The organism is Neisseria sp. P0017.S009 (assembly GCF_051957375.1).
GTDB classification, from domain to species: Bacteria; Pseudomonadota; Gammaproteobacteria; order Burkholderiales; family Neisseriaceae; genus Neisseria; species Neisseria perflava.
Map to the genome: position 1 here is coordinate 290456 of NZ_JBQCWL010000002.1, position 19203 is coordinate 309658.

15 protein-coding genes are annotated in these 19203 nt (G+C 52.1%); 6 read left to right on the forward strand and 9 right to left on the reverse strand.

The genetic code is table 11. The annotated features are described in order from the left end of the window. Positions 1-7 precede the first annotated feature (7 nt). Complete coding sequence (locus tag ACTHTG_RS03610; RefSeq protein WP_049335548.1) at positions 8-2488, forward strand: glycogen/starch/alpha-glucan phosphorylase; 2481 nt, start codon at positions 8-10, stop codon at positions 2486-2488. Between the two features lie 154 nt (positions 2489-2642). Here ACTHTG_RS03610 and ribBA read toward each other — a convergent pair whose 3' ends face one another. Beyond that, positions 2643-3983, reverse strand: coding sequence for a bifunctional 3,4-dihydroxy-2-butanone-4-phosphate synthase/GTP cyclohydrolase II (gene ribBA / locus ACTHTG_RS03615; RefSeq protein WP_049335550.1), 1341 nt, complete (start codon positions 3981-3983; stop codon positions 2643-2645). Between the two features lie 188 nt (positions 3984-4171). Here ribBA and ACTHTG_RS03620 point away from each other — a divergent pair, with 188 nt between their 5' ends. Next, positions 4172-4783 (forward strand): DUF4230 domain-containing protein, encoded by a 612-nt coding sequence (locus tag ACTHTG_RS03620; protein WP_079453678.1) that lies wholly within the window; start codon positions 4172-4174, stop codon positions 4781-4783. Between the two features lie 65 nt (positions 4784-4848). On the opposite strand, the gene ACTHTG_RS03625 is transcribed toward ACTHTG_RS03620, so the two are convergent. Both ACTHTG_RS03625 and tsaE read right to left on the reverse strand, forming a co-directional pair. After that, positions 4849-6096: an N-acetylmuramoyl-L-alanine amidase gene (locus ACTHTG_RS03625; protein ID WP_049335552.1), complete on the reverse strand. Its 1248-nt coding sequence runs from the start codon at positions 6094-6096 to the stop codon at positions 4849-4851. Further along, complete coding sequence (gene tsaE / locus ACTHTG_RS03630) at positions 6084-6554, reverse strand: tRNA (adenosine(37)-N6)-threonylcarbamoyltransferase complex ATPase subunit type 1 TsaE (protein ID WP_004519510.1); 471 nt, start codon at positions 6552-6554, stop codon at positions 6084-6086. Before tsaE ends, ACTHTG_RS03625 begins: the two co-directional genes overlap by 13 nt. Before the next feature lie 171 nt (positions 6555-6725). Here tsaE and pheA point away from each other — a divergent pair, with 171 nt between their 5' ends. The 3 genes from pheA to prfH all read left to right on the forward strand — a co-directional run bounded on the left by pheA (position 6726) and on the right by prfH (position 9986). Beyond that, positions 6726-7814: a prephenate dehydratase gene (pheA, locus tag ACTHTG_RS03635; RefSeq protein ID WP_004519511.1), complete on the forward strand. Its 1089-nt coding sequence runs from the start codon at positions 6726-6728 to the stop codon at positions 7812-7814. 397 nt (positions 7815-8211) lie between these two features. After that, positions 8212-9345 carry an RNA ligase RtcB family protein gene (locus ACTHTG_RS03640; RefSeq protein WP_070588362.1) on the forward strand — a complete coding sequence of 378 codons (1134 nt, stop codon included), beginning with the start codon at positions 8212-8214 and terminating at the stop codon, positions 9343-9345. Positions 9346-9347: 2 nt separating this feature from the next. Next, positions 9348-9986, forward strand: a complete 639-nt coding sequence (prfH, locus tag ACTHTG_RS03645; protein WP_070588363.1) for a peptide chain release factor H — start codon at positions 9348-9350, stop codon at positions 9984-9986. A gap of 86 nt (positions 9987-10072) precedes the next feature. On the opposite strand, the gene ACTHTG_RS03650 is transcribed toward prfH, so the two are convergent. The 6 genes from ACTHTG_RS03650 to ACTHTG_RS03675 form a co-directional block, all read right to left on the reverse strand. Next, the gene (locus ACTHTG_RS03650) at positions 10073-11302 is read right to left on the reverse strand and encodes an HlyD family type I secretion periplasmic adaptor subunit (RefSeq protein ID WP_004519515.1); all 1230 of its coding nucleotides are present in this window, start codon (positions 11300-11302) and stop codon (positions 10073-10075) included. 89 nt (positions 11303-11391) lie between these two features. Next, entirely contained in the window at positions 11392-13605 is a 2214-nt protein-coding gene (locus ACTHTG_RS03655) for a type I secretion system permease/ATPase (protein ID WP_004519516.1), read from the reverse strand. Between the two features lie 43 nt (positions 13606-13648). Continuing rightward, positions 13649-14917, reverse strand: coding sequence for a TolC family protein (locus ACTHTG_RS03660; protein ID WP_371440887.1), 1269 nt, complete (start codon positions 14915-14917; stop codon positions 13649-13651). Positions 14918-15181: 264 nt separating this feature from the next. After that, positions 15182-16441, reverse strand: a complete 1260-nt coding sequence (locus ACTHTG_RS03665) for an RsmB/NOP family class I SAM-dependent RNA methyltransferase (RefSeq protein ID WP_049335559.1) — start codon at positions 16439-16441, stop codon at positions 15182-15184. Between the two features lie 35 nt (positions 16442-16476). Further along, positions 16477-17346 (reverse strand): DUF1853 family protein, encoded by an 870-nt coding sequence (locus ACTHTG_RS03670; RefSeq protein ID WP_049335560.1) that lies wholly within the window; start codon positions 17344-17346, stop codon positions 16477-16479. A 41-nt stretch (positions 17347-17387) separates the two neighbouring features. After that, on the reverse strand, positions 17388-18203 hold the full coding sequence (locus ACTHTG_RS03675; RefSeq protein ID WP_049335615.1) for an RNA methyltransferase: 816 nt from the start codon (positions 18201-18203) through the stop codon (positions 17388-17390). Between the two features lie 174 nt (positions 18204-18377). Between ACTHTG_RS03675 and ACTHTG_RS03680 the strand changes: the two genes are divergently transcribed. After that, positions 18378-19163 (forward strand): inositol monophosphatase family protein, encoded by a 786-nt coding sequence (locus ACTHTG_RS03680; RefSeq protein ID WP_004519521.1) that lies wholly within the window; start codon positions 18378-18380, stop codon positions 19161-19163. The last annotated feature ends 40 nt before the right edge of the window (positions 19164-19203 follow it).

The window sequence follows — 19203 nt, forward strand, 5'->3', positions numbered from 1 at the left end:
GGCTTCCATGGCTAAGAAAAAACTCCCCATCTCCGGTTACGATTATGTAATGCCTAAACCGGACGCCGAAACCATCCGTAAATCCATCGTTTACAAGCTGATTTTCATCTTGGGCGTAGATCCGAAGGAGGCAACTTCACACCAATGGCTCAACGCCGCCATGCTTGCCGCGCGTGACCTGATTGCGGAAGATTTCCTCAAAACACGCCGCGCCCACATTGATAACAGTAAACGCATGGTTTATTACCTGTCTATGGAATTCCTGCTCGGCCGTTCGTTTGTCAACGCGCTGATTAACGAAGGCGTTTACGCCGAATTTGAAGAAGCCTTTAAGCAACTGGGCAAAGAATTTGCCGATGTCTGCGAACAAGAAGAAGATCCGGGTTTGGGTAACGGCGGTTTGGGCCGTCTGGCCGCCTGCTTCCTCGACTCTTTGGCAACCCTGCGCATTCCGGCCATGGGCTACGGCATCCGTTACCAATACGGTATGTTCAAACAAGAAATCGTGGATGGCCAACAAGTTGAAAAACCTGATTTGTGGCTCGACCAAGATTTGGCATGGCAGTTTGCCCGTCCGAACAAACAATATTCCGTCCGTTTCGGTGGTCAAGTGTTGAACTTGGGCGACAAAAAAGAATGGCAGCCAAGCGAAGAAATTTCTGCTTGGGCATACGATGAAATCATTCCGGGCTATGGCGGCGAATGTGCCAACCCATTGCGTTTGTGGACTGCACACGCAGGCAACCTGTTCGACCTTGCCGACTTCAACCGAGGCGACTATGCCTCTGCCGTTCGCGCACAAAACAGCGACGAAAACATCTCACGCGTTCTGTATCCGAACGACTCTACCGATTCCGGCCGCGAATTGCGCTTGAAACAAGAATACTTCTTGGTTTCTGCTTCCGTTCAAGACATCGTTGCCCGCCACAAATGCCGTTTCCCAAGTATCCGCACTTTGGCGGACGAAGTCGCCATCCACTTGAACGACACCCATCCGGTACTCGCTATTCCAGAATTGATGCGTATCCTGATTGACGAAGAGGGCATTGCATGGACTGAAGCATGGAATATGTGCTGTAAGATTTTCTCTTACACCAACCACACATTGATGAGCGAAGCCTTGGAAACTTGGCAGGTTGACCTGATGGGCCGTCTGCTGCCGCGCCACTTGGATATCATCTTTGAAATCAACGCCTACTTCCTCAATGCCTTGCGTGCCATCGGTAACTTCGACGACGACTTTGTCCGCCGCGTATCCATCATTGACGAAACCCACGGCCGTCGCGTTCGCATGGCATGGCTTGCCGTGATCGGTTCGCACAAAGTCAACGGCGTGGCAAAAATCCACTCCGATTTGATGACCACATCCATCTTTGCCGACTTTGCCAAAGTGTTCCCAGAACGCTTTACCAACGTAACCAACGGCGTCACCCCGCGCCGCTGGATCAACATCGCCAACCCGGGCCTGACCAAATTCTTGGACAAACATCTGGGCGACGAAGACTGGCGTCTGCATTTGGACAACCTGACCAAGCTCAACGACAAAGTGGACGATGCCTCCGTACAGGCAGAATTCGGCGAAGTGAAAAAAGCCGCCAAAGAGCGTCTTGCCAAATACATCGAAACCGAGCTGGGTATCAAAGTTAATACCGATGCACTTTTCGACATCCAAATCAAACGTATCCACGAGTACAAACGTCAAGCATTGAACGTGATGCACATCGTCGACCGTTACAACAAAATCCTGGAAAACCCGGATTTCGATTGGCAGCCGCGTGTGTTCATCTTTGCCGGTAAAGCCGCTTCCGCCTATTACATGGCGAAGAAAATCATCCGACTGATTAACGACGTTGCCAAAGTCATCAACAACGACACCCGTATCCGTGACCTGATTAAAGTCGTTTACATCCCGAATTACAGCGTCAGCCTCGCCCAAATCATCATTCCTGCCGCCGATTTGCACGAACAAATCTCACTGGCAGGTACAGAAGCATCCGGTACCAGCAACATGAAATTTGCCCTCAACGGCGCAATCTGTATGGGTACACTGGACGGCGCGAACGTTGAGATTTTGGAAAAAGTCGGTGCGGACAACTGCTATATCTTCGGTAACACCGTAGAACAAGTCGAAGAAATCCGCCGCAACGGTTACGACCCGTTGAGCTATATCGAGCGAGACAGCGACCTGCGCCGCGTCGTCAACCAAATCAGCCAAGGCACTTTCTCTCCGGAAGAGCCAAACCGCTACAACGACGTGTTGCAACCATACGGCGACTTCTATCAACTGATGGCCGATTTCCGCAGTTACATCGACACGCAATACAAAGCGGACGAACACTACCGCAACGTATCCGCATGGCGCAAATCAGCCTTGATCAATATCGCCAACATGGGCTTCTTCTCATCCGACCGCTCCATCGCCGACTACTGCCGCGATATTTGGTACATCAAACCATTGAGCGAAAAAGAATTGCCCGGCAGAAATTAAGCGTTAAGCAGATAACGAAAGCCGATACATCGGAAAGGTGTGTCGGCTTTTTTTATATTCGCTGTTTTTGAATTGGATAATAAACTTAAAAGGCCGTCTGAAAACTTTCAGACGGCCTTTTGTTTCATTTGCTTTGAGCATCAATCAAGCAAGATTATTTTTCAGCTTCTTCAAAGCCGACGACTTCGAGGCCGAAGCCGGTGAGGCCGGTGAAGGATGACGGCTGGCCGAGGACGCGCAGTTTTTTGACGTTGAGGCCGGCGAGGATTTGTGCGCCTATGCCGTAGCTTTTGCTGTCCCATTTGTAGGCTTGGTTGGCGCCTTTGGGCAGGGTGCGGTCGAGCAGGGTGGCGCCGTCTTCGGTACGGTGCAGGAGGATGACTACGCCGCTTTCGGCTTGTTGGATGCGCTCAAGGGCTTTGGGCAGCGACCATGAATGGCGCGGGTTGGCTTGGATGAAGTCCATGACGCTGAAGGGTTCATGGACGCGGACGAGGGTTTCTTCTTCGGCGGAGGGTGTGCCTTTGACAAGGGCGAGGTGGGTTTCGCCGGAGAGTTTGTCGACGTAAACGTGTTGTTGGAACTCGCCCCACGGGGTTTGTACGGGTGCGTTGCCCATGTCTTCGAGCAGGCTTTCGGTACGGCTGCGGTATTCGATGAGGTCGGTAATGGTGCCGATTTTGAGGTTGTGCTCTTCGGCAAACTTCATCAGTTCGGGCATACGTGCCATGGTGCCGTCGTCGTTGATGATTTCGCAGATGACGGCGGCGGGAATCAGACCGTTCATTTGTGCCAGATCGACGCCGGCTTCTGTGTGTCCGGCGCGGACGAGTACGCCGCCTTTTTGGGCGCGGAGAGGGAAGATGTGGCCGGGTTGGACGATGTCTTCAGGTTTGGCGGATGGGGAAACGGCAGTTTGAATGGTCAGGGCGCGGTCGGCGGCGGAAATGCCGGTGGTAATGCCGTGGGCGGCTTCGATGGAGACGGTAAAGTTGGTGCCGTATTGTGCGCCATTTTTTTGGGTCATCATGGGCAGGCCGAGTTTTTCGACCATTTCGCCGTCCATCGGCAGGCAGACCAGGCCACGTGCGTTTTTGATCATGAAGTTGATGGCTTCGGGGGTAACGAATTGGGCGGCCATCAGCAAGTCGCCTTCGTTTTCTCGGTCTTCGGCATCAGTGATGATGACCATTTTGCCGGCTTTGATGTCTGCTAGGATTTCAGGGATGGTGGAGATGTGGGACATGGTATTTCTTTCTTGGCTGATGGTAGGGGCGTGGCGGTCTTGGTGGTCTTGATCCAACCACATGTCAGGCATATTTGCTGCCTGCTCGATTTTTCGGGCTTTTTTCTCGCCGAAAGATTTGTTTTTCAGTAGGGCGGACAGCTCGCCTTGGTTGATAGAAATGGCTTGGGCAAACTTGGTCTGCTGGCCGTTGTGGTGTTGTGTTATCCATTGCCGCAGGTTGTGGCGGCGCAGGTCGGTGGTATTCATGATGAGATGAAATTGAATTGTGTGTAATGGATTGTAGTCTTGTATTTACCAAAAGGCAAACTTTGTTTGTTGAGATTTTTATTACTTTTTGGTAATGAAATTTATTGTTTCAGACGGCCTGGGTATGGCTTGAAATTGACGGTTTTGGGAGAATATGGGGAATGTTTTGATGATTATTTTAATGGGGGATGTTTGAAATGAAAATGCTTGGACGCGGATTGGTCGTGCTGGTGTTGTGTGCGCTGACGGCTGCGGGCGGCTGGTTTTATGCCCTGCATGGTCAGAACGAAGAACATCAGGTTTTGTCCCGTGAGGGGGTTTTGATGCAGATTAAGCAGATGAACCGCTTGGAAAGTACGGCATTTTATATCGATACGATTATCCGTACGGAGAAAAAAGGGGATTGGCGCAGGCTGTGGCAGGATTCACAAAGCGGTATTTTTATTGTGCGCGGTAAGGTGTTGGCTGGTTTGGATTTGGACAAGTTAGGCGCGGACAATGTCAATATTGTGGACGACAAGGTCTTAATCAGCCTGCCGGCGGTGGAAATTTTGAGCGTGGATTTGGAAAATATCGAAGTGTACGATATTCAGACCGGCTCGTTTAATTTGCTGCCTATGGATAAGTCGGTATTTAAGACGGTGCAGGAAGAGGCGAAACGGCAGGTATTGCAAAGCGCATGTAGGGCTGAGATTTTGGAACATGCCAACCGTCAGGCGCAAATGCAGTTGGAAAACCTGTTTGCATTGACGCAGACGAAGGTATCCGTCTATCCGGCTGCGGTAGGGAAGTGCGGTTAAATAGATTGCTTGAAAAGATAAGGCCGTCTGAAAAATTTTCAGACGGCCTTTGTTTCATCAAGCCATTAACCGCGTCGTAAAACGGCGGTATTGATGTATTTTTGAATACCGGTGGCAATGGCTTGGGCGCATTGTTGGCGGAAGGATTCGCTGCCGAGCAGCCGCTCTTCGGTAGGGTTGGAGAGGAAGGCGGTTTCCACCAAAATGGACGGAACGTCCGGCGCGCGGAGGACGGCAAAGTTGGCCTCGTCAACGCGGCCTTTGTGCAGTTGGTTGAGTTTGCCCAATTCGGTCAAGACGGAATGGCCGAGCTTGCGGCTGTCGCGCAGGGTTGCGGTTTGGGTCATGTCCAAAATCGTGTTGTCGACGTTGCGGTTGCCGCTGGATTGTACACCGCCGATGGCGTCGGCGTTGTTTTGGGTTTGGGCAAGGAATTTTGCCGCCGAGCTGGTCGCGCCTTTGGTATTGAGCATATATACGCCGGTACCGCGAGCGGACGGGCTGGTAAAGGCATCGGCGTGGATGGATACGAATACGTCGGCATTGCGCGCACGGCCTTTGGCAACGCGTACGCCCAATGGGATAAAGATGTCTTCGTTGCGCGTCATGAATACGTTGTAACCCAAGGCCTCGAGGCGTTTTTTGGTTTCGCGTGCAATGGAGAGTACGACGTTTTTCTCTTTGAGGCCGCTCGGGCCGATTGCGCCAGGATCTTCGCCACCGTGACCGGGGTCGATCATAATCACGGGACGGCGGTTGCCGCCGCTGCCGCGATTGTTTTTAGGGGCAGGGGTGTCGTATGCGATATTGGTATTTTGACGTTGTTTGGGAACATTGCCGTTGAGCAAGGCCATCATCGGGTCGTTGGCATCTGCGCCGTGCGGATAGAGGTCGATAACCAAGCGGTTTCTGAAGTTGCCGACGGGGGCGAGCGCAAAGACTTGCGGATGGGTGCTTTGTTTGAGGTCGATGACGATACGCACGGTATTGGGCGTATTTTGACCGGCACGAATGCTGCGGATAAAAGGGTCGTTAGACAGCACTTTGCTGGAAATGCCTTGCAGGACGCTGTTGATTTCCGCACCTTGAATATCCACGACCAACCTGCTGGGGTTGTCCAACATAAAATGTTGGTATTTCATCGAGTGGTTGCTCTCAAGGGTAACGCGTGTGTAGGCGTTCGCCGGCCAAATGCGGACGGCAAGGAATTGCGCAGGAGAGGCCGGTTTGGCCAATGCGGCACCAACGGGCGTGAGGGTGAGAAATAGTCCTGTGCCTTGACGGAGAATGTGTCTTCTAGTTAATTTGACCATGATTCTAAACTTTTTCGGCCTTGGTTTGTGTGGGCGGAAAAGGTGCAGGTTCTGCCCTTATCGGTGTACGTCAATGTAATGGTAATGTCTGCCAGAGGCGTGAATTCTCCACCTTGCTGCGGCCATTCGATGAGGCAGATGCTGTCGGGCGCAAACAATTCGTCCAAACCGGCATCTTCCCATTCCTCGGGCATGGTAAAGCGGTAGAGGTCGAAATGGTGGAGGGTGAATGTATCCAGCGGATAAGATTCGACAATGGTGTAAGTCGGGCTTTTGACTGCGCCCGTATGTCCCAGTCCGCGCAAAATTCCGCGTGTCAGCGTGGTTTTGCCTGCACCCAGCCCGCCTTCAAGATAGATGGTCAGCGGAGCGGAGAGTTGCTTGCTCCATTCTTCACCCAGTTGCAGGGTTGCTTCTTCATCGGGCAGAAAACGGGTGTAAAGTCCGTTTGAGTGCATGGAATAGGCCTTGTCGTTCAAAAGGCTTAATTATGATGGAATTGGCGGCGTTTGCAAACCTGATAGACGATAAAGTTAGATAAAGATAGTGTTGAGGCCGTCTGAAAACAGAATTCAGACGGTCTTTAATGTTAAAATGAAAATATCCCTCACAAAATTGCGAGACAGCTTATGCCTTTATCCATAGACGAACAATTATTGCCGCACCGCAATGCCATCGACAGCATCGATGCGGAAATCCTCCGTTTGCTCAACGAGCGCGCCGGTCATGCGCATGCTATCGGTGAATTGAAAGGGACAGGCGCGGTGTACCGTCCTGAACGGGAAGTGGCCGTTTTGCGCCGGATTCAGGATTTGAACCGCGGCCCTTTGCCGGATGAATCGGTCACCCGGCTGTTTCGCGAGATTATGAGCGAATGTTTGGCGGTGGAGCGTCCGCTGACGATTGCCTATTTGGGCCCGAAGGGAACATTTACCCAGCAAGCCGCCATCAAACATTTCGGCCACGCCGCACACACCATGGCGTGTACCACCATCGACAATTGCTTCAAACAAGTTGAAACGCGCCAAGCCGATTATTTGGTGGCGCCGGTAGAAAACTCGACCGAAGGCTCGGTGGGGCGCACTTTGGATTTGTTAGCAGTAACCGCGTTAAAAGCCTGCGGCGAAGTGGTTGTCCGCATTCATCACAACCTGCTGCGTAAAGACAGCCACGAAATCGGTGGCATTACCAAAGTTTTCGCTCATGCCCAAGCCTTGGCGCAATGCAACGACTGGCTCGGCCGCAACCTGCCCAATGCTGAGCGTATCGCCGTAGCCAGCAATGCCGAAGCAGCGCGTCTGGTTGCCGAGTCTGACAGCCCGAATGTGGCCGCCATTGCCGGACGTATCGCCGCGGAAATTTATCAGTTGAGTTTTGCCGCTGAGTGTATCGAAGACGAACCGAACAACACCACGCGCTTCTTGGTGATGGGCCATCAAGAAACCGGCCACAGCGACAATGATAAAACCTCTTTGGTCGTATCCGCGCCCAACCGTGCCGGTGCCGTTACTTCCTTGTTGCAACCCTTCACCGAGTTGGGCATTTCTATGACCAAATTTGAAAGCCGCCCAAGCAAATCGGTTTTGTGGGAATACCTGTTCTTCATCGATATCGAAGGCCACCAAAGCGATGAAAATGTCCAAAAAGCCTTGCAGCTTTTGGGCGAACGCGCTTCCTTCGTGAAAGTTGTCGGTTCTTATCCGACCGTTGTTTTGTAAGGATTATTGGGTATTAAAGGCCGTCTGAAAAGTTTTCAGACGGCCTAAATTATGTTCTCAATAGTTGCCATTTATGCAACATCATTGGCAGATTGATGCCAGTAAGTTTGCATGATTGGAAATGAACACTCTATAATCCGAAAGTTTTTAATATTTTTATGCAAAGAAAGGAGCAAGCCATGACACGTAATACTTCAATCCGCTCAATCACATTCTTTGCAGCCCAAGCGTCGGTCTGATTTTCGGATAACGCTTTTCGCATTCCATGTCGCCCGCTTCGGGCTGCTTTCCCTACGATTATCGGCTAGAAACCAGGCCGTCTGAACATTTCGCAGACGGTGGATGCTTATTGTCATCTGTTGACGGTTTCTATCCGTTTTAAAGAAAGCATAAACACATGGGCAATTATCCCCATCATATTCAAATTATTGCCGATTCAAATACATGGATTGAAGGCAACGCTGTCGCACAGCTCGAAACCACCGCCCGATTACCGCATATGTTACGCGTTGCCGGAATGCCGGATTTACACGTAGGGCGCGGTTATCCGGTTGGCGCGGCATTTTTCAGCGACCGTCATTTTTATCCTGCCCTGATTGGGAATGATATCGGTTGCGGTATGGCGTTTTGGCAGACCGATTTACGTGCAGCCAAACTCAAACCGGCCAAACTCGCCAAACAGCTGGGTAATATCGATACGCCGCTAGACAAAGACGAACAGGTCGAATTATTAGGCGACGCTGTCGATATGTTCCCATTTTCAGACGGTCTTGCCGTAGGTACGATTGGCGGCGGTAACCATTTTGCCGAGTTGCAAACCGTTGATACTGTTTATCGCGCCGATCTGCTCCCAATAGATTTTGATGAAAACCATCTGCAACTGTTAGTACATAGCGGTTCGCGCGGATTAGGCCAGCAGATTTTGCAACGCCATATTGCCGCCTTTGGGCATCAAGGTTTGGCAGAAGGGGGCGAAGCGGCAGCAGCCTACCTTGCCGAACACCAAACAGCCCTTGAATTTGCCAGCCTTAACCGTCGTCTGATTGCGGCCAGAATGCTCGACCGTTGGCGCGCAGAAGGAATATGCCTGCTCGATGTCCATCATAATTTTTTGGAACAAACCGAGATTGACGGCACAACCGGTTGGCTGCACCGAAAAGGCGCAACGCCCACCGATAAAGGCTTGGTCATGATACCCGGCTCGCGCGGCGATTACAGCTATCTGGTCCGACCTGCCGAAGATTGCCAAATTTCGTTGAACACCTTGGCTCACGGCGCAGGTCGGAAGTGGCAGCGCGGCGAATGCAAAGGCAGGCTGTCGCACAAATATACTGCCGACAGCCTGCGCCAGACCGAATTTGGCAGCGTAGTCGTTTGTCAGGATAAAGCTTTGATTTTTGAAGAAGCGCCGCAGGCTTATAAAAGCATCGACAGCGTTATTGCCGCCATGAAAAATGCTGGTTTGATTGAATTGGTCGCGAGGTTTAAACCTGTTTTGACTTATAAAACCGGCGGCGAGTGTGGAGCGTAAAGATGAAACAGAATACACCAGCGGTTTATCTGCAAATTTCCACCGCGCAAGGGCCGGCGGAGTGCCGTATATTTGCCCGTTTCGTCTTAGGCAAGCTGCTTGCCGAAGCCCAAGCCAAAGGCATTGATGCCGAACTTGTTACCGAAACCGCCGATAAGCACGGCATTTTGTCGGCAATGCTCAAATTGGAAGGGCAGAAAGCCGAAAGCTTGGCACAAACTTGGCAGGGGACGCTCCAATGGGTATGCCCCAGCCCTGTCCGCTCGAAACATCCGCGCAAAAATTGGTATATAGGCGTTTTCCGCTTGCCCGATATGCCGCAGATGTATGAAATGCCGTCTGAAAACGGAATCGAGTTTCAAACCTGCCGTTCTGGCGGTAAAGGCGGGCAGCATGTCAATAAAACCGAAAGCGCCGTCCGCGCCACCCATAAAGAAAGCGGCATTTCCGTGCGGGTCGAGAGCGAACGCAGCCAGCACGCCAATAAAAAATTGGCGGTCATGTTATTGGCGCAAAAGCTGGCGGAGCATCATGCCGGACAAGCTGGAAGTTTTGCACAGGAGCAGCACGCGCAACTCTATCAAGTTGAGCGCGGCAATCCGAAAAGAACGTTTGTCGGTACTGCTTTTAAGGAGAAGTAATTTGCCTGCCGGATAAACGGGCATAGTGAAAACAGAAATCAAAGGCCGTCTGAAAACGTTCAGACGGCCTTTTATCGTTTTATCGATTAGCGTTCGCTTAACGCTTGTTTCATACGCGTAATCGGTTTGATCAGGTATTGGAAGATGGTTTTTTCACCGGTTTTGATGTCTACCGTTGCAACCATGCCCGGAATAATCGGCATGGGTTTGCCGTTTTTATCTTTCAGGGAGTTGTTTTCGGTTTGGACGAGAACACGGTAATAAACTTGGTTCGGATCAAGTTTTAAGTCGTTGGCACGGTTTTGCATGGAATTGCTGACGGTATCGGCGCCGACGAGGGTAACCTTGCCTTCCAAACCGCCGTAGATGGAGTAGTCGTATGCGCTGACTTTAACCAATGCAGGTTGGCCTGCGCGGATAAAGGCGATGTCTTGCGGGCGGATATAGGCTTCGACCAGCAGTTTGTCGTCAACGGGGACAATTTGCATGATGTCTTCGCCTGCGTTCACAACGCCGCCGATGGTGGTAACTTTTATGCCTTTGACGATGCCGCGCATAGGAGCGCGGATTTGCGAGCGTTCAACCGGGTCTGCGCGCATGGCAACGTTTTCTTTGGATTGCGCCAGCTCGGATTCGGCTTGCAAAAGTTCGTTGTTGGCATCGGCTTTGTAGCGGTTGCGGCGTTCGGAAATTTGGGTGGCCAAGTCGGCAGACTCACGGCGCATTCTTAAGAGTTCGACTTCGGAAACCACGCCTTCGGCAACCATAGGTGCGGTAATGGCGATTTCGCGGTCAAGTGCGGCCTTGCTTTGGGAAAGGCCGCTGACGGCATCGGTCATGGCTTGACGGCGTGCTTTGTAGGCGGCGATTTCGCGACGGCGAAGCTCGGGACCCACGCTATCAGGGAAGGAGAGCTTGGTGCCGTAGGCTTCGGCTTTAAGGCGGGCAACAGTAGCTTCGAGGTTTTCGACTTTGGCTTCGCTTTCACGCAAAACGGCGGAGCTACGCGTGTCGTCGAGTTTCATCAGAATCTGATCTTTCTCGACCATGTCGCCTTCTTTAACCATGATTTCGGTGACGATGCCGGGATCTAGGCTTTGGATTACTTGCTCACGGCTGCTGGGAATGATATTGCCGTTGCCACGGGTCACTTCTTCGACAGGGCTGTTGTATGCCCAGACGACGAAGACAATCAGGAAAAGGAAGAATAGGATGATGACCCAAAATTGGCCGCTGTGTTTTTCTTTTTGAAGGGCGGCATTGAGGTCGTTGATGAGGTGTAGGTCTTTGGATTTGACGTTGTTTTCGCGGCTCATAATCGTGTATCTTTATTGTGTTTGGTGGATTTTAACCATTAGGGCAGGCCGTCTGAAAGGGTAAGTAGATTTTTAGACGGCCTTTTGCTTTATTGTGCTGCCGATTGAGGGGCTGAGGCAGCTTGTTGTTGCTGCTGTTTGACTGCAGCAGCTTGTTGCTGTTGTTTGACGTTGGCTGCTTTGGCTTGTTCGTTTTGCATGAGTTTTTGCAATACCAAGTCACGTGGGCCGTCCATCACGACTTTACCATTGTCCATCACAATGATGCGGTTGACGATTTGCAGCACTTGCGGACGGTGCGTCACCAAAAGCATAGTGCGGTTACGACCCCATTGGGCAATGGCATTGAGCGCCATACGCTCAGTGGCTTGGTCCAGGCTGGTGGTCGGCTCGTCCAGCAAGACGACTTTCGGGTTGCGCAAGGTCATACGCGCCAGGGCGATGATTTGTTTTTGACCGCCGGACAAGCCCAAGCCGTCTTCACCCAGAGGCATATCCAAACCGCGTGGATGGTTGCGGATGATTTTGTCGAGGCCGAAGCGGTTGAGTGCAGTCAGTAAGTCTTGGTCGGTAGAGTAGCTGCCGGTACGCGCCAAGTCCATGTTTTCACGCAATGTGCCGAGGAACAGGCGTGGCGATTGGCTCAACAGCAGGACTTGATCGCGCAGGAAGTTGGGGTCAAGCTGGCGCATATCGACGCCGTCAAGGGTAACGTTGCCTTTTTCAGTGTCGTACAGACCGCTGGCCAGTTTGAGCATGGTGCTTTTACCGCTGCCGATACGGCCCAAAATACCGACTTTTTCGCCCGGTTTGATGGTCAGGCGCAAATCTTCGACCGCGCTGTTGTTGTCGGCTTGATATTTGAACGATACGTTTTCAAAGGTAATATTGCCTTGAACATTGTCCAAAGTAATATATTTGCGTTCCGGATTGCGCTCGATAGGGCGGGTAACGATGTCGTTTACGCCTTTGAGGGCAAGTTTGGCCTGTTGGAAGCGGGTGGCCAAACCGGCAATTTGTGCCAATGGCGCCAAAGCACGGCCGGACAGAATCACGGAGGCAATCAATGCACCCATGGTGATGCGTTCCGCATGGTTGTCGGCATGAATCAGATAGGTACCGACGACGACCAAAAAGACGGTATTGAGCTGCTGCATGGCAACGGCAAAGTTGACCATGAAGTTGCTGGTGTCTTTGACTTTGATGGAAGAGGCGGAAGTTTTGGCGGTGTATTCGTCCCAACGTTGTTGCGCCCAAGATGTGGCGTTGTTGGTTTTCAGGGTTTCGATGCCTTCGATGGCTTCAACGGCAAGGCCGGAGCGTTGCGAACCTTCTTTCATCGATTCGTTAATGTGGCGCGAGAGCGGTCGTTGTACGACAAAACCGACAATCACGACAATCGGAATGATGGTCAGGGGAACGAGTGCCAGTTTGCCACCGACCATGGAAATCACGAAGATAAACAGCAACAGGAAAGGCAAGTCGACGATGGTCAACAAGCTGGCACTGGTCATGAACTCGCGCACGGCTTCAAATTCGCGCAGGTTGCTGGCGTATGAACCGGAAGAAGCAGGACGGTCTGCCAGACGCAATGCCATCACGCGGCGGAACAGGGCGGAGCTGATGATCAGGTCGGCTTTTTTGCCGGCAATATCGGTCAAGTGGCCGCGAATCATCTTGGCGGCAAACTCAAACAAAATCGCCAAGACCACGCCGATGCTCAATACCCACAAGGTCTCATAGGCTTGGTTGGGAATCACGCGGTCGTACACGTTCATCACATACAGGGAGCTGACGAGCGCAAGGAAGTTGATGATGATGGTGGCCAAGATGACTTGGTAGTAGTAGCTGCGGAAACGCCAAATGACTTTCCAAAACCATGCTTTGGGCAAATGGTATTCAGGCAGCTCCGAGCGCATATCGGTAGCCATTTTGGGTTTGATAAACCAGCAGTAGCCCAAATACAGGCCGGAGAGCTGCTCGTGGCTGAGTTCCTGTTCCAAACCGTCAACCTGGCGGATATGGTATTTGCGTTCTTGGCCGGAGCCTTCGATTTGGGTGATGACCGCTGCTTCTTCGTTGTGCAGGATAATCATAACCGGCACAGCGAGCGAGGGGATGTCTTCCAGATTGCGTTTGGATAAGGTGTTTTCAAAGCCGTGACTGCGCAGGACTTCGACCAGTGAGTGATAGTTGACCTTGAGCTTTTTGTCGCGCACGACTTCGGCGGACAAAGCGGCTTCGGATACGGGCGCACCCAAAAGGCGGGTCACTAAAACGATGTGTTCAATGATGGCTTTCATATTTTTTCGCGTAATGTTTTTGGTTTAACCGGCGGATATGGCTTTATTTTTGTGCCAAACCGACCCAAGCGGAGATTTTGGCTTGGGTATTTAAATAGTCAAGCGCCGCATCGCGGAAATCGTTGCGGGCGGCAACATAATCCTGCTCGATGGAGGATAACTCGCTGTATGCGCTCAAAACGTCGGTCAGCGTACGTCGGGCGATTTTAAATTGCAATTCATACACTTTGATGACTTCTTTTTGGGCGGCGATGTGTTGCGCCGTCAGCGCGGTACGCTGTTCGCTTTCCTGCATATCGATGGCCGACGTTTGAACGCGTTCGTTCATGTCGCGCAGGATTTGTTCGGACTTGGCTTCTGCGGCAATCAATGATTTGGCATTGCGTTCCACATTGTGTCGTGCGGCAATATCCAACACATTCCATGCAACGTTTAAATAAAGCTGTCTGGTGTTGCGCGTTGCACTGCCTTCCAAATTGAGGGCAGGCAGGCGTTCGGCTTTGGAGGCGTCCAAATCGGCACGGACGCTGTCGCGCTCGGCCAATTGCGCCTGATAGGACGGATTGTTGTTGCGGTTGGGATTGTTGAAGCGTTCAGTGATGGATTTCGCCGTGTCGTTTTTAAACGGATCTTCCAAGTCGTTGGCAGTCAGCTGGCGCGAGGTATAGCGGGACAGGCGGCTCAGGGCCAAATCCATGGTGCGGCGTTGTTGGGCAATGATGTTTGCCACTTGTAGTTGGCGCGCGCGCGCTTCAATCAGCTCGGAACGACGGCCGGCATCATATTTGACGATGGTGTCCAAGTCTTTTAAGAGGTTGTTGTGGCGCGCTAAAGTCTGCTCGTTGAGGATCAGGGTTTCTTTTGCACGCAATGCGCTCAGGTAGAGGCGGCCGATATCGCTGCCGAGCTGCTCTTGGCTTTCGGTGTATTTGTGTTGATAGTATTCTTCGCGGCTGCGGTCGCGGCGGACGGCGGCTTCAATCGCACCCCATGAGTAGATGTTCACGCTGCCGCGCACGCCGATACCGTCATCCATGTCGTTGCTGTTATATTTATTGTGTTGCGCCAGCACTTTCGTGCCGGTCAGGGTAACGACAGGATAATGGCGCGCACGCGTAGCTTTGGTCGTGCTTTGCGCTGCTTCTTGAGTGGCTTTTGCTTCACGCACAATCGGGTCGCTGATTAAAGCATCCCTGAGGATGTCTTGCAGGCTGTATGCAGAGGCCGTCTGAAACGGCATCAGACAGCAGGCGACGGCAACGGCCGATGACAATAAACGGAGCTTTGTGGGGGAAGAATAAATATGCGGCATGATTTCTAACCAAATGATTTATATATTATCGTTGTCCGTATCGGGTATCGCCTGAGGCATGACCGGGCGAATTTTGAACGAGAACACATACATTTACAAAGCATAAAGCATTTTTTCCAGCTTTTCACAATATTCTGATGAAAGGTCAAGATACATGCCTTAAAGTATATTATTGCAGAGCGCGACTATCGTTTCTAATGATTTTAATGTAAAAAATCTATTAAAAAGGCCGTCTGAAAGGATTTCAGACGGCCTTTTTCAACCTTAATCCTTACGTTGCAATACAGCGGCAAAGAAACCGTCGGTTTGGTGTTCTCCAGAGTTGAGGCGCAGGTATTTTCCGGTATCCAAATCAACCTTCAGGCTTTGCAGCAGTTCGGCGCAGTTGACGAGTTCAAACTCGGGATGTTCGGACAGGAAACGTTCGACTTGCAACTCGTTTTCTTCCGGCAACACGCTGCAGGTGGCGTAAACCAAACGGCCTTGCGGTTTCACCAGTTTGGAGGCGGCATCGAGGATACTGTGTTGCTGTTCCAAAAGGTTGGCCACGGTCTCGGCGGATTGGCGGTATTTGAGGTCGGGATTGCGGCGTAAAGTACCCAAACCGGAGCAGGGCGCGTCCACCAACACGCGGTCGGCTTTGCCTGCCAGTCGGGCGATACGGGTATCGTGTTCGCTGCTGATGCGTTCGGGGTGGATATTGGTCAGTCCGGCACGGGTCATGCGCGGTTTGAGGTTGGCAAGGCGTTTTTCGGCGATGTCGAATGCGTAGATTCTGCCTTTGTTGGCCATTTGCGCGCCGACAGCCAAAGTTTTACCGCCGGCACCGGCACAGAAATCGACAATGATTTCGCCGCGTTTTGCGCCCACCAATAAGGCAAGCAGCTGGCTGCCTTCGTCTTGGACTTCCAGTGTACCGTCTAAAAATAGCTCGTGTTTGTTAAGCGCGATTTTGTTTTTCAGGCGGATGCCCCAAGGCGAATAAGGCGTGGCTTCTGCATCGGCACTTTCGGCTTGCAACAATGGCAGCACTTTATCGCGTTTGCCTTTCAAGGTATTGACGCGGATGTCGAGCGGGGCAGGTTGGTTGATGCTGCGGCCGAAGGCGAGGATTTCTTCTTCGCTCCAATGCCGTTGCAGTTGTTCTACCAGCCATTGCGGCAATTCTGCGGCGGTATTCAGGCCGTCTGAAAACTCGGTTTTGCGGGCTTTCAAATTGCCGAGGAACTCTGTTTCTTCTTCATCAAGCAGGTCTTTGATTTGGCTGATGTTGGTGCTTCTGCCGAGAACCAGTGCGGCGAGTGCTGCTTTGCGCGGCTGCGCGTGCGGACGGCGCAGGGCGGTACTGATTTTTTGATAGTGGCGCAATGCGGCAAAGGCTGTTTCGGCGATTTCGTGGCGGTCTTGGCGGCCGAGCTTTTTGTGTTCGCGGAAATAGGCGGAGAGGACGGCATCGGAAGGCTGTTTGAAAGTCAGCATTTCAGCCAAAACTTTGGCGGTATGGTCGAGTTGTGCGGCGTTCATAATGTAATGGGTTCTCTTAAAGTTGGTAAAGGGTTTCAGACGGCCTTCATGATGCGTTCGATTTCGTGCCAAAAGCCGTCCGGCCGTAATTCCAAAACGGCAATCAAGCCTTGGTCGATACGGCGGATTTCGGTTTCGTTCAATGTTTCGGTTTCGGCGACACGAGCAGGCGCGAGATAGGCCATACGGTCGAGCAGGTGGTAGCGGACTTCTTGGTGTTCAAACCAGTATTCCGCCCAATCTTGAATATAGATGCCGCGCCAGCCGTATGAGTTAAGTGGCGGCTCAAAAGCATGGAAACCTTGTGGAAAAAATCCGATGCCGCGCACGATGGAAGCAGGAAGCGGATTTTCCGGCAGGCCTTGTGCGGTTAAGGCTGCTTTGCCTTGCAGTGTATGTAGCAGCTGGGATTGCTGCACCAATTTGGCGGCCTTGTCCGTCAGCGTGTCTTTAGGGTTGAGACCGTGCAGGTTTTGCACTTGGTCTCCGCCGTAGTATTTACACGCCAGCTCGATATGGTAGGGCTGTTGGTTGAGGGAAACGACAAAATCCGCGGCACCTAAAGTTTGGCCGTCTGAAAAAACGGGCAGGTTGTATGCGTGCAGTTTGGCGTGCGGCGCGTTGGCAAACCAAAACGTCAACAACTCTTCGGCATAAATGCCGAGACGGTGGCCGAATGGGGAACGTTGGGCAAGGTGATCCATCAGCGGCGCGGGATCGGCGTCCAATGCCAAAAGGTAGCGGAAACCGTGCTCCCCCAATAGTTCGCGCACGCTCAATTCGCAACCGCTTTGCCACAAAGGGGGCGCAGTCAGCAGCGAGGCGAGGTCGCGGACGGGTTGGCTGGTGAGTTTCCACCATAATGCGTCTAGGGCGTAATTCATGCTTATCCGAATATCAGTCATGCTGTCTGAAAAAGCTTGTAATGTTTTCAGACGGCCTTAAATCAGTCTTTTTTATGGATACGGTGGCTGACGGTATTGAAAAAACCGCGCAGGATGTCGATGTCTTCGGTTTGCGTGTTGGCGCGTCCGAACAGGCTCTGCATACGGCGCATCAGGCGCTCGCCGTTGCGGCGGTTGAAAAAGCCGATGTCGTTCATCACGCTTTCCATGTGGGCGACCATGCCTTTGATTTGCTCATGGGTCGCAGCGTGGTCTTCCTGTTGAAGATGGGTCATGGGCGAATCGGTTTGGCTGAAGATTTCGTAGCACACGACCTGCACGGCTTGGGCGAGGTTGAGCGAGAAATAGTCGGGATTGCCGTTGATGGTCATCAGTCGGTTGCAGGCTTGGACTTCTTCGATGCTCAAGCCGAAAGTCTCGTTGCCGAAAACCAGTGCCACTTTTTCGCCTCGGTTGGCGGCCTGCAGTAATTCGGGCACCAAATCGCGCGGGGTTTGCAGCGGCGCGGTGATTTCGCGGCGGCGACTGGTCAGGGCGCAGGCGATGGTGGTGTCGGCAAGGGCTTCGTCCAAAGAGGCAGCAATGGTGGCATTTTCCAAAACGTCTGCCGCACCGGAAGCGAGGATGAAACTTTCTTCCGGTAATTTAAACGATTGCGGATGCTCCGGATCGAATACGGGCGGATTTTCCGTCATCGGCGTTGCCATCAGATTGGGGGCAACGATGGTCAGTTTGTGCAGGCCCATTGTTTTCATGGCGCGGGCGGCGGAGCCGATATTGGCGGGATGGCTGGTACGCGTGAGGATGATGCGGATATTGTCCAGATAGGCGGGCAGGGCGGGTTTTTCGGAAGTCATGTTTTGTTTTCTGTTTGTACGGGAATCAGGTATAATGCGCCATCTTTTTGTTTTCAGACGGCCTTTTTCCATGCCGTCTGAAATGTTCTTTAACAGCATCGGAAACGATTAACAGCCTCTTGTGTGCCTGTTCGGCGCATTAGGGCGTATTTTACCTGAATTAGGAAGAAAACCATGAATCCGTTTTTAAATACCGCTTTCAAAGCCGCCCGTAAAGCAGGGCAAATGATGATTCGCGCCGCCGGCAATCTGGATGCCGTCAAAGTAGACAGCAAAGCATTCAACGACTTCGTTTCCGATGTTGACCGCAGCTCCGAGATGATTTTGGTGGAAGCGCTCAAAGAAGCCTATCCGCATCATAAAATCACTTGCGAAGAAGGCGGCTCCCACGGTAAAGCCACCGCCGAGTACGAATGGATTATCGACCCGCTCGACGGCACAACCAACTTCCTCCACGGCCATCCCCAATACGCCATCTCTATGGCACTCCTGCACAAAGGCGTGTTGCAAGAAGCTTTGGTGTACGCACCTGAGCGCAACGACGTATACATGGCTTCCCGCGGCAAAGGCGCGTTGCTCAACGACCGCCGTATCCGCGTTTCCAACCGCATCGAATTGAACCGCTGCCTGATTGGTACCGGCTTCCCTGTTGTCGATCAAAGCATGATGGACAAGTATCTGGCGATTTTGAAAGATTTCTTGTCAAAAACCGCCGGCGGCCGTCGTGAAGGCGCGGCTTCTTTGGATTTGTGTGCCGTTGCGGCCGGCCGTTTGGACGGTTTCTTTGAGTTCAACCTCAAACCTTGGGATATTGCCGCCGGTGCATTGATTGTCCAAGAAGCAGGCGGCATCGTTACCGATATGTCCGGCGATGAAGGCTGGTTGGAAAGCGGCGACATCGTTGCGGCCAATCCTAAAGTATTGGCACAAATGCTGAAAATTATTTCTGAACACCAATAAGCTTTTGTAGGGAACGGTCTGTATTTATCGTGACAGGCTA